10 protein-coding genes are annotated in these 11,806 nt (G+C 64.1%); 6 read left to right on the forward strand and 4 right to left on the reverse strand.

Annotated features, from left to right (window positions below; genetic code table 11):
• Positions 1–3: 3 nt before the first annotated feature.
• A complete protein-coding gene (locus OSC50_RS13285) occupies positions 4–1,242 on the forward strand; it encodes an acyl-CoA dehydrogenase family protein (protein ID WP_266249047.1) in 1,239 nt (412 codons plus the stop codon).
• Positions 1,243–1,282: 40 nt separating this feature from the next.
• Here OSC50_RS13285 and OSC50_RS13290 read toward each other — a convergent pair whose 3' ends face one another.
• From OSC50_RS13290 to OSC50_RS13305, 4 genes are all read right to left on the reverse strand, one after another.
• The gene (locus tag OSC50_RS13290) at positions 1,283–2,068 is read right to left on the reverse strand and encodes a sulfite exporter TauE/SafE family protein (protein WP_181077309.1); all 786 of its coding nucleotides are present in this window, start codon (positions 2,066–2,068) and stop codon (positions 1,283–1,285) included.
• A gap of 92 nt (positions 2,069–2,160) precedes the next feature.
• Entirely contained in the window at positions 2,161–2,931 is a 771-nt protein-coding gene (locus OSC50_RS13295; protein ID WP_266249046.1) for a class I SAM-dependent methyltransferase, read from the reverse strand.
• 66 nt (positions 2,932–2,997) lie between these two features.
• Positions 2,998–4,302: an ATP-binding protein gene (locus OSC50_RS13300; RefSeq protein WP_181077305.1), complete on the reverse strand. Its 1,305-nt coding sequence runs from the start codon at positions 4,300–4,302 to the stop codon at positions 2,998–3,000.
• Between the two features lie 3 nt (positions 4,303–4,305).
• The gene (locus tag OSC50_RS13305; RefSeq protein WP_034097114.1) at positions 4,306–5,007 is read right to left on the reverse strand and encodes a response regulator; all 702 of its coding nucleotides are present in this window, start codon (positions 5,005–5,007) and stop codon (positions 4,306–4,308) included.
• Between the two features lie 228 nt (positions 5,008–5,235).
• Here OSC50_RS13305 and OSC50_RS13310 point away from each other — a divergent pair, with 228 nt between their 5' ends.
• The 5 genes from OSC50_RS13310 (at position 5,236) to OSC50_RS13330 (ending at position 11,806) form a co-directional block, all read left to right on the forward strand.
• Positions 5,236–6,390, forward strand: coding sequence for an efflux RND transporter periplasmic adaptor subunit (locus OSC50_RS13310; RefSeq protein ID WP_266249045.1), 1,155 nt, complete (start codon positions 5,236–5,238; stop codon positions 6,388–6,390).
• A 2-nt stretch (positions 6,391–6,392) separates the two neighbouring features.
• Positions 6,393–9,485: an efflux RND transporter permease subunit gene (locus tag OSC50_RS13315; protein WP_266249044.1), complete on the forward strand. Its 3,093-nt coding sequence runs from the start codon at positions 6,393–6,395 to the stop codon at positions 9,483–9,485.
• Positions 9,486–9,599: 114 nt separating this feature from the next.
• Positions 9,600–10,241, forward strand: coding sequence for a DUF1345 domain-containing protein (locus OSC50_RS13320; RefSeq protein WP_181077298.1), 642 nt, complete (start codon positions 9,600–9,602; stop codon positions 10,239–10,241).
• A 71-nt stretch (positions 10,242–10,312) separates the two neighbouring features.
• Positions 10,313–11,152, forward strand: coding sequence for an AraC family transcriptional regulator (locus OSC50_RS13325; RefSeq protein WP_266249043.1), 840 nt, complete (start codon positions 10,313–10,315; stop codon positions 11,150–11,152).
• A 54-nt stretch (positions 11,153–11,206) separates the two neighbouring features.
• The gene (locus tag OSC50_RS13330) at positions 11,207–11,806 is read left to right on the forward strand and encodes a LysE family translocator (RefSeq protein WP_253507036.1); all 600 of its coding nucleotides are present in this window, start codon (positions 11,207–11,209) and stop codon (positions 11,804–11,806) included.

Here is an 11,806-nt window from a genome sequence, read left to right on the forward strand (position 1 = left end):
TCCATGACCGAACACCACGTCATCAACCCGCTTTCCATCGGCGTCGACTACGCCTCCCTGGCCGCGCGCTTTCGCCCGACTTTCCAACGCATCGCCGAGGGCGCGCCGGAACGGGAACACACCCGCACCCTGCCTCACGCGCCGATCCAATGGTTGAAGGAAGCCGGCTTCGGCGCCGTGCGCGTGCCGGTGGAGTACGGCGGCGGCGGTGCCTCGCTGCCACAGTTATTCGCGCTGCTGATCGAGCTGGCAGAGGCCGACTCCAACGTGCCCCAAGCCCTGCGCGGGCACTTCGCCTTTGCCGAGGACCGCCTGAATGCCGCGCCCGGTGCTGGCCGTGACCTGTGGTTCAAGCGCTTCGTCGACGGTGAGATCGTCGGCTGCGCCTGGACTGAAATTGGCAGCGTCGCCATCGGCGATGTGGTAACCCAGGTCACGCCGAACGGTGATCAGTGGACGCTCAACGGCGAAAAGTTCTACAGCACCGGGAGCATTTTCGCTGATTGGATCGACGTGTACGCCCAACGCAGCGACACCGGCGGCGACGTGATTGCCGCCACCCGCGCGCGCCAGCCCGGAGTGGTACACAGCGATGACTGGGACGGTTTTGGCCAACGCACCACCGGCAGCGGTACTTCGCGCTTTACCGATGCCGTGGTGGAAGCCGAAAACGTCATCGACTTTGCCACCCGTTTCAAGTACCAGACCGCGTTTTATCAGCTGGTGCTACTGGCCAGCCTCGCCGGGATCGGCCGCGCGGCGCTCAAGGACGTGGCACACCACGTGCGCAGTCGCAAGCGCATCTACAGCCATGGCAATGCCGCCCATGTGAGCCAGGACGCACAGATCCAACAAGTGGTAGGCGAAGTCGCCGCGCTGGTATATGCCGCCGAAGCCAGCGCGTTGAAGGCCGCAGAGCCGGCGCAGCGGGCGTATCTGGCGCGGTTCGGTGCGGATGAAGCGGCCGAGCGCGAGGCAAATGTGGCGGCCGAAATCGAATCGGCCACGGCGCAGGTGGTGGTGTCGGAATTGATTCAGCGGGCCACCAGCGAACTGTTCAATGCGCTGGGAGCCTCGGATGTGCGTCAGGGCAAGGGTTTGGACCGGCATTGGCGTAACGCGCGGACCGTGTCCTCTCACAACCCGGTGATCTACAAGGCGCGGATTGTGGGGGACTGGGTGATCAATGGCACCGAACCGCCGTTCGTTTGGCAGATCGGCAATGGCCCGGCGAAAAGCTAAAGCGGGGGAACCCTGTGGGAGGGGTTTGCCCCCTCCCACCTCAGAACGCCAACTTGTAACCGACGGCCATCAACATGACCGCCAGGCAGGGACGCAATACACCGTCCGGGATCTTGCCGGTCATGTGGCTGCCGATGTAAATCCCCGGCAACGAGCCCATCAACAGAAACCCCAACAGGTGCCAGTCCATATTGCCCATGCCGGCATGGCCAAGGCCCGCCACCAGGGTCAGCGGCACGGCGTGGGCGATTTCGGTGCCCACCAGGCGGCGCGTGGCCAGGAACGGATAGAGGATAAACAGCGCCACGGTACCCAGGGCGCCGGCGCCGATGGACGTCAAGGCAACCATGGTGCCGAGGATCGCGCCGGTGAGCACCGTCAAGGCATTCAGGTTGCGCGGGTTCATGTGGTAGCTGTCGCCCGCGTGACGCTGAGCGAAGGCCAACAGGGTTTTCTTGAACAGGATCGCCAGCGCAGTCAGCAGCAGCACCACACCGAGGGCCTGCTTGATCACCGCGTTCATCGCGCTGGGGTCGGTGTGCAGGGTAGCCAGGAACCACAGGGTCAGCAGCACGGCGGGCACGCTGCCGAGGGTCAGCCAGCCGGTGATGGTCCAGTCGATGTTTTTGTTCCTGCTGTGCACCAGCACGCCACCGGATTTGGTGATGGCGGCGTACAGCAGGTCGGTGCCCACGGCGGTGGCCGGGTTGATGCCGAACCACAACAGAATCGGCGTCATCAACGAGCCGCCACCGACGCCGGTCATGCCGACGATAAAACCCACGATCAGGCCGGCAATGACGAAACCAACGTTACCCACTTCCATTAACAGCTACCTGCGGCCATATAAATTTCTGGCCGCAGGATAGCGATTTTTCTTATAACCACTTATATCAATATGATCTGACTTTATGCCTTTTAAGCCAGCCGCCGACACAGGTAGGCCTGCGTCTGGTAGGGAAACGCTACGGTCTCACGCCCGCGCAGGTCGGGATGGGTGTCGATCAGGGTGCGCAGTTGCGCGGTGACGCTGGCTTTTTGCGGGTCCGGCAGCGCCGCAATGAAGCTCACCGAGAGGAAACGATCGATGATCACTTCCTGGGGGCTGCCTACGTGCTGGTAGGCAAAACAGGTCAGTTCGGGCATGGAAAAATAATCGCCGCGCAAGGCATCACGCCAGTGGCCGGTGTGGAACCGTGGAGTGTCGCCTTCATAAGGCGTGATGATCTCGGTGATCGCCGCCACCCAGTCCACCGACTCGTCGCGCACATTCCACACCAGGCCCAGGCGCCCATCGGGCTTGAGTACACGGTGAATTTGCGCCAATGCCGCCTGTGTGGCGAACCAGTGGAAGGCCTGCGCGCACACGACGACGTCGGCACTCGCGGTGTCCAGGGGCATGGCGTCGGCGGTACCGGAAACCAGACGTACACCGGGCAATGCCTTGAGCAGTTGCTCGCCCATCTGCGACACGGGTTCTACGGCGATAAGCGTCGGCGCCAGGCTGCTGAGCAACCGCGTGAACTTGCCGGTGCCGGCGCCCAGGTCGACCACCGTCGACTGGCTGGTAACCCCCAGCGTCTCGCTGAGCCAGCCCGTGAGCTGGCGGGGGTAATCCGGACGCCCCTGGGCGTAGGTGGCGGCCTGGGTTGAGAAACCTAGTTGAGCAGACGCGTGAACGGCAGTCATGGCCAATCTCTCCTCGGGTAAAACGGGGCCACAGTATGCTCTTTTGCTCACCTGCCTGCAGGCCGATCAGCTCGCGCTGCTGGGCAACCACACCCGAAACCGCGCGCCGCCCAGCGGTGACGCCTGCGCCGTGAGCGTGCCGCCCTGGGCCTCCAGCGCGCGCCGACTGATGGCCAGGCCCAGGCCGAAGCCGCCGGTGGCGCGGTCGCGGCTACGGTCGAGACGGTAGAACGGTTCGAAGATACGCTCTCGCTGGTCCAGCGGAATGCCGATGCCGTCATCGTCCACCCAGATTTCGCAGCCCTTGGGGCACACCTTGACGCCCACCTGGATGCGTGTTTCGCAATAGCGCGTGGCGTTGCGCAACAGATTCTGCAACGCGCGGGCGGTGAGGCGCGGGTCAAGGCTGAAACGCTCGATGGCGCAGTCGAGCACCACGTCGATGACAATTTCGGGGTTTTCCAGTTCGTCGTCGACGCTGCCCAGCACGCTGTCGATAAATTCATCGAGCACCACGTCCACCCGCTCCGGCAACTGCGCCGGGTTCTGCAGGCGGCTGTAGGACAGCAGTTCCAGCACCAGCTCATCCAGCTCGCGAATATGCGCCACCAGGCCGTGCAGACGCTCGCGACTGGCTGGGGGCAGGTCTTCGGAAAGCGCCAGGGCCAGGCCGAAATCCAGACGCGTGAGCGGCGTGCGCAGTTCGTGGGAGACCGCGTTGAGCAGATCGCGCTGCTGATTGAGCAGGTGCTCGATGTCGTCGGCCATGGTGTCGAACACCGCCGCCAGGCTGCCGATACTGGAATGGGCGGGAACGCCCGTGCGCTCCGTCAGGTTACCCTGGCCCAACTGCGCGGCGGTGCTTTTCAAGCGTTCCAGATCGCGCCAGTGCGGGCGCAACCAGGCCAGCAGGCACACCAGCAGCGCCGCGACGATCAGCACGTTGATCGCCCAATACAGCAGGTTCATGTCCAGCGGGTCCGGCGGGACGGTCAGCTTGACCACGAACTGATCGTTGATCGGCGAGCTGATCTCTTCCATCCAGCCCCACTCGCCCAGGCGCACCACCGGTCTGCCCTGCTCCAGCAAACGCGCTTCTTCCGGGGTATAGCTCGCGTCCTGGCGCAGCAGCAATTGCACGCTCAGCGGGGCGAAGTCACGCCCCAGTTGCTCGGTCACCTGGGACCAGCGCTCCACCGGTGCACGCTGGTACTGCTTGACGATCAGGTGCTGCTGGCCGCGGGTCTGCTCGATGTTGTAGTTCAGGTAACGGTGTTCGAACAGCTGGATCACCAGCTTGGGAATCAGGTAGATCGCGGCGCTATAGGTGACGATGGTGATCAGGAAGAGGCGAATCAGCACGCGCAGCATGGTTCAGCATTCCCACTCGGAACGGCTGAACAGGTAGCCCTTGCCCCACACCGTTTTGATCTTGCGGGCTTCGCCGGCATGGTCGTCGAACTTGCGCCGCAGCTTGGAGATGGCCACGTCCACCGAGCGGTCGGTGCCGTTGAACTCGATACCGCGCAGGCGTTGCAGGATCTGGTCGCGGCTGAGCACTTCGCCGGCGTGCCGCGCCAGCACCACCAGCAGGTTGTATTCGCCGCTGGACAGCTCCACCGCCTGGTCGCGCCAGGTCACGGTGCGCTCCGACAGGTCGATGCACAGGTTGCCCATCAGGATTTGATCGTTGGCCACCTGAGGCTCGGACAAACTGCTGCGGCGCAGCAAGGTACGCACCCGCGCCAGCAGCACGCGGGGTTCGCAGGGTTTGGTGACGTAGTCATCGGCGCCCATTTCCAGGCCCAGCACCTGGTCGTGGCTGTCGTCGCGCGCGGTGAGCATCAGGATCGGCAGGCAGGCCGAATCGGCGCGCAGCAGGCGGCACACCTGCAGGCCGTCGAGCCCCGGCAGCATCAGGTCGAGAATCACCAGGTCCGGCGGATCGCGGCGCGCGCGTTCTTGCACCAGGTCGCCACGGCTGAGCACGTTGACGTGGTAGCCGTTGCGTTCCAGGTAGCTGGCGATCAGCTCGGATAGTGCGGCGTCGTCTTCCACCAGAAGGATGTTGGGCATGAAGGTGTTTCCAAAAAATGCAGTGATGTGTCGTACACAAACCCACTTTGGGAGAAGGCTTTCCCCCTCCCACGTTGGATCTTCAATGTTTGCAGGATTGTGCAAGGATATACGCCCTCGGCGCCCCGCGCGCCGCACCTTACATTTCTTCACAGACGACCTACACAGCTTCACAGCACCACGGCGCAGGTGCCTTTAGGATGCGCCAGTCATTATTGGGATAAGAGCATGTCGAAGAATCTGTTTGCGCCGTTTTGCCTGCTGGCCCTGACGCTGGCCCTGAGTGCCTGTGACCAGTCGGCCGACGAAACGCCGGAAATGCCCGTGGCCAAAGTGCGCATCGAAACCCTTGAGGCCAAACCCCTGTCCATCAGCAGCGAATTGAGCGGGCGCATTGCCGCGCCGCGCATCGCCGAAGTGCGCGCGCGGGTGGCCGGCGTGGTGATGCAACAGGTGTTCAAGGAAGGCCACGACGTCAAACAGGGCGACGTGTTGTTTCGCATTGACCCGGCCCCCTTCAAGGCCGACCTGGACAGCGCCAAGGCCAACCTAAGCAAGGCCGAGGCCAATGCGTTCCAGGCGCGCCTGCAGGAACAGCGCTACAGCCAGTTGGTGGAAGGCAACGCCATCAGTGGCCAGGACTACGACAACGCGCGCGCCGCCGTACGCCAGACCCAAGCCGAAGTCGCCGCCAACAAAGCCGCCGTCGAGCGCGCCAGGCTCAACCTGGGCTACGCCACCGTGACCGCACCGATTTCCGGACGCATCGGCCGCGCGCTGGTCACCGAAGGCGCATTGGTCGGCCAGAACGAAGCCACGCCACTGGCGATCATCCAGCAACTGGACCCGATTCACGCCGACCTCACCCAATCCACCCGTGAGCTGAACGACCTGCGCCGCGCCTTTCGCGCCGGCAGCCTGAAGCAGGTCGGCCAGGACCAGGCCAAGGCCACGTTGATCCTGGATGACGGCAGCCTCTACCCGCTGCCGGGCAAACTACTGTTCGCTGAAATCAGCGTCGACCCGGGCACCGGGCAGATCATCCTGCGCAGCGAGTTCCCCAACCCGGACCTGGACCTGCTGCCCGGCAGCTTCGTGCGGGTGCGCCTGGAACAGGCCGTGGATACCCAAGGCCTGAGCGTGCCGCAGCGCGCCATCACCCGCGACAGCGCCGGCATCCCCATGGTACTGCTGCTGGACGCCGAGCAGACCGTAAGCCAGCAACCGGTGGAACTGGGCGCGGTGGTCGGCGATCGCTGGGTGGTCAGCCATGGCCTCAAACCCGGTGACCGCATCATCGTGGAAGGCCTGCAGCACGCGCGGCCCGGTGAGAAAGTCCAAGTGGACGACAGCCCGGCCAAGCTGGCCAAGAAGGATTCCTGAGCATGCCGCAGTTTTTCATCGACCGCCCGGTCTTCGCCTGGGTGGTGGCCCTGTTCATTCTGCTCGCCGGCCTGCTGGCCATCCCGCAATTGCCGGTGGCCCAATACCCCAACGTTGCGCCGCCGAAAGTGGAAATTTACGCGGTGTACCCCGGTGCCTCGGCGCAGACCCTGGATGAGAGCGTGGTGAGCCTGATCGAACAGGAACTCAACGGCGCCGATCACCTGTTGTATTTCGAATCCCAGAGCAGCCTGGGTTCGGCGACGATCACCGCCACCTTCCAACCCGGCACCAACCCGGAAATGGCCCAGGTGGATGTGCAGAACCGCCTCAAGGCCGTGGAGCCGCGCTTGCCCCAGGCCGTGACGCAACAGGGTCTGCAGGTGGAAAAAGTCTCCGCGGGCTTCCTGCTGCTGGTGACCCTCACCTCCAACGACGGCAAGCTCGATGACGTCGCGCTCAGCGATTACCTGGCGCGCAACGTGATGAACGAACTCAAGCGCCTGGACGGGGTGGGCAAGGCCCAACTGTACGGCGCCGAGCGCGCCATGCGCATCTGGATCGACCCGCAGAAGCTGATCGGCTTCAACCTGACCCCGGCCGACGTGAACGCCGCCATCGCCGCGCAGAACGCCCAAGTCTCGGCCGGCAGTATCGGCGACTTGCCGGGCACCAACACCCAGGAAATCACCGCTGCGATCCTGGTCAAAGGCCAGTTGTCGAACCCGGCGGAATTCGCCGACATCGTGCTCAAGGCCAACCCTGACGGCTCCACCGTGCGCATCGGAGATGTGGCGCGGGTGGAAATCGGCAGCCAGGAATACCAGTTTTCCACGCGCCTGAACGGCAAACCCTCCACCGCCGTCAGCGTGCAGTTGGCACCGGGCGCCAATGCGCTGAACACCGCAACCCTGGTGCGGGCGAAGATGGACGAGCTGTCGCGGTACTTCCCGGCGAACGTGGAATACAAGATCCCGTACGACACCTCGCCTTTCGTCAAAGTCTCGATCACCAAGGTGGTCTACACCCTGCTGGAGGCCATGGCGCTGGTGTTCGCGGTGATGTTCCTGTTCCTGCAGAACGTGCGCTACACCCTGATCCCGACCCTGGTGGTGCCGATTGCGCTGATGGGCACCTTCGCCACCATGTTGCTGCTGGGCTTCTCGATCAACGTGCTGACCATGTTCGGCATGGTGCTGGCCATCGGCATCCTGGTGGACGACGCCATCGTGGTGGTGGAGAACGTCGAACGGATCATGGTCACCGAGGGCCTGTCGCCCAAGGAAGCGACGCGCAAGGCCATGGGCCAGATCACCGGCGCGATCATCGGCATTACCCTGGTGCTGGTGGCGGTGTTCCTGCCGATGGCGTTCATGGCTGGGTCCGTGGGGGTGATCTACCAGCAGTTCTCACTGTCGATGGCCACCTCGATCCTGTTCTCGGCGTTTCTTGCCCTGACCTTGACCCCGGCGCTGTGCGCCACATTGCTCAAGCCGATCGCCAAGGGCGAGCACCACGCCAAGGGCGGCTTCTTCGGCTGGTTCAACCAGCGCTTCGAGCGCCTCACCGAGCGCTATGCCGGTTGGGTGGCTTATGCGCTCAAGCGCAGCGGCCGTTATCTGCTGATCTACCTGGTGCTGCTGGTGGGCATGGGCGTGCTGTTCGTGCGCCTGCCCGCCTCGTTCCTGCCGGTGGAGGACCAGGGCTACACCATCACCGATATCCAACTGCCGCCGGGGGCCAGCAAGAACCGCACGGTGCAGGTGGCCGAGCAGATCGAAGCGCATAACGCCGGCGAGCCGGGGGTGGGCGATACCACCATGATCATGGGTTTCAGTTTCTCCGGTTCGGGGCAGAACGCGGCACTGGCGTTTACCACGCTCAAGGACTGGTCGCAGCGCGGCAGCGACGATTCCGCCGCTTCGATTGCCGAGCGCGCCAATGGCGCCTTCAGCGAGCTCAAGGACGCAATCGCCTACGCGGTGCTGCCGCCGCCGGTGGATGGCCTGGGCACGTCCAGTGGTTTCGAGTTCCGCCTGCAGGATCGCGGGGGCGTCGGCCATGCCGCATTGATGGCGGCGCGCACCGAACTGCTGGCCCTGGCGGAGAAAAGCCCGATCCTGGCCAATGTGCGCGAAAGCGCCCTGGCCGAGGCGCCCCAGGTGCAGTTGGAGGTCGACCGCAAGCAGGCCAACGCGCTGGGCGTATCCTTCGCCGAGGTGGGCAATGTGCTGTCGTCGGCGATTGGCTCGGCCTATGTCAACGACTTCCCCAACCAGGGCCGCATGCAGCGCGTGGTGGTGCAGGCCGAAGGCGACCGGCGCAGCCAGGTCGAGGACCTGCTGAAGATCCATGTGCGCAACGAATCCGGCAAGATGGTGCCGCTGTCGGCCTTCGTACAAGCCAAGTGGACCCAGGGCCCGGCGCAACTGACGCGCTACAACGGCTATCCGGCCATCGCCATTTCCGGCGAGGCGGCACCGGGCTACAGCACCGGCGAGGCAATGACGGAAATCCAGCGCCTGGTCAGCCAATTGCCGGCGGGCCTGGGTCAGGAATGGACCGGGCTGTCGCTGCAGGAACGCCTGTCCGGCTCACAGGCTCCGATACTGCTGGGGCTGTCGCTGCTGATCGTGTTCCTGTGCCTGGCGGCGCTGTATGAAAGCTGGTCGATCCCGACCTCGGTATTGCTGGTAGTGCCGCTGGGCGTGCTCGGCGCGGTGCTGGCGGTGAGCTTGCGCGGTATGCCCAACGATGTGTTTTTCAAGGTGGGCCTGATCACCATCATCGGCCTGTCGGCGAAGAACGCGATCCTGATCATCGAGTTCGCCAAGGACCTGTATGACCAGGGCGAAGACCTGATCGATGCCACCCTCAAGGCGGCGCGGTTGCGGTTGCGGCCGATCATCATGACCTCGCTGGCGTTCATCCTTGGCGTGGTGCCGCTGGCCATTGCCACCGGGGCCAGCTCGGCGAGCCAGCAGGCGATTGGTACCGGGGTAATCGGCGGGATGGTCACCGCGACCTTGGCGGTGGTGTTTGTACCGGTGTTCTTTGTGGTGGTGATGAAGCTGGTGCGCAAGCGCAGTCGCTGACTGTCAGCTTCAAGCGGCCAGCCGGAGCACCCTTGCTTCAACTTGCCGCTTGAAGCTTGCAGCCTGCAGCTGCTCAACCTATGTTGCTCACTATTCCCCCGAATCGTGAGCGCCATGCCCTTCCTTGCCCGCACCCATCCGCGTCTCTCCGCCGCCGCCGTCCTTGGCCTTGCGGTGGGTATCCTGGCGCCGTCCGGAACCGTCACCGGCAAAATTCTGATCGGCTGGAATGCCGGCGTCTGGACCTACCTGCTGCTGATGCTGTGGCTGACGCGCCGGGCCAAGGCCGAGGACGTCAAGCGCATCGCCGAAGTCGAAGACGAGAATGCCGGGCTGGTGCTGTTCACGGTGTGCATCGCCGCCATCGCGAGCCTGGCCACCATCACCTTCGAGCTGGTGGGCAGCAAAGACCTGGCAACCTCGGCACGCCTGCTGCACTACGGTTTTACCGGCTTGACGGTGATCGGTTCGTGGCTGTTGATCGGGGTGATTTTCAGCGTGCACTACGCTCGCCTGTATTACACCTGGACCGGCAAGGAACCGGCGTTGCGCTTTGCCGAGGGCCTGCTCACACCCAACTATTGGGACTTTCTGTACTTCTCCTTCACCATCGGCGTGGCCGTGCAGACCTCCGACGTGGGCGTGGCGACCCGTGGTATGCGCAAGGTGGTGTTGGGACAATCGCTGATCGGGTTTCTGTTCAACACCGCGATCCTGGGTTTCTCGATCAACATCGCCGCCGGCCTGTTCGGCTAGGCTGCACAAACCTTCTAGACGCCCATGCCGCACGGGCCGCTAATACCGTTTTACACACCGTCGAGGGGGTTATGACCGCGCACAATTGGATCGACCTGTCCCAGGACACCGACACCGGCATCGAAACGCTGCGCGCGCATTTCGAAGGCCACGCCTACGACCCCCACTGGCATGACAGCTACCTGATCGGCGTGACCGAGCAAGGCGTGCAGCAATTCAATTGCCGCCGCACCCGCCACGACAGCGTGCCCGGCCAGGTGTTCCTGGTGGAGCCCGGCGAGCTGCATGACGGCGACGCGCCGACCGCCGACGGTTTTACCTATCACATGCTCTACCTCGACCCGCATTGGCTGACACGGGAAGTGAGCACCGTATTCGAAGAGGCACCGGTCGACAGCCAGCTGAGTTTCGTCAGCACCCTGGCCGACGACCCACGCCTGGCTTTCGCCACCAGCCAAGCGTTCCAGACCCTGCACCGCGGCGAGTTGCGCATCGTACGCCAGCGCGCCATGGACCAATTGCTCGAACGCCTCACCGGACACCTTCACTGGCGCACACGCTACGGCGACGATCCGCGCCTGCCGCAGGTGGCCCACAAGGCTCGGGAATACCTGCATGCGCACCTGCATCACGACGTGGGCATGCACGAACTGGCGCTGGCCTGCGGCGTCGACCGCTTTCGCTTGAGCCGCGCCTTCAAAAGCGCGTTCGGCCTGCCGCCCCATGCCTACCTGGTGCAACTGCGCCTGGCCCGTGCCCGGCATTTACTGGCCAAGGGCGAACAACCCGCCGATGTGGCGATTGCCCTGGGCTTCGCCGACCAGAGCCACATGGGCCGCTGGTTTATGCGCGCCTATGGCCTGACCCCCGCCGCCTACCGCAGGCGCTGCTCAAATCTTCCAGACAGATAACCCGGCGGCTTGTGAAGATCGACTCCATCGATTGGTTTACCGGAGTCACCCGCCATGTTGTCCACTTTGCTGCCGTTCATGCTGTTCGCTTTCGTGGCTTCGATCACCCCCGGCCCTACCAATATCCTGGTGCTCAGCAACAGCGCGCGGTATGGCTTCAAGGCCGCGTTGCCGATCATTTTCGGCGCGGGCGCCGGCGCGGCGGGCATCGTGTTGCTGGTGGGCTCGGGCGTGGGCGAGTCTCTGGTTCGGCTGCCCAGGGTGCAACTGGCGATGCAATGGGCCGGGGTGGCTTGGCTGAGCTATCTGGCCTGGCAGATTTACCGCACGCCCGCCCAGGCCATCGGTGTGCGCTCGACGCAAAAACGCCTCGGTCTGGCCGGCGCCGCCAGCCTGCAATTGGTCAACCCCAAGACCTGGATGATGGCACTGGCGGTAGTCAGCGTATTTGCCGGCAATGGTGCCGATCGCCAGCACCAGGTGCTGTCCCTGTCGCTGGTGTTCTTCCTGATTGCCCTGCCTTGCCTGGGTGCCTGGGCACTGCTGGGTGCCGGATCCAACCGGGTCTTGCGCTCATCGACGGCAGTACAGCGTTTCAACCGGTGCATGGCCCTCCTCTTGCTGGGGTCGACTTGGCTGAGCGTACTGATCTGA

Source organism: Pseudomonas quebecensis, from assembly GCF_026410085.1.
In the GTDB taxonomy this organism is placed as follows: Bacteria; Pseudomonadota; Gammaproteobacteria; order Pseudomonadales; family Pseudomonadaceae; genus Aquipseudomonas; species Aquipseudomonas quebecensis.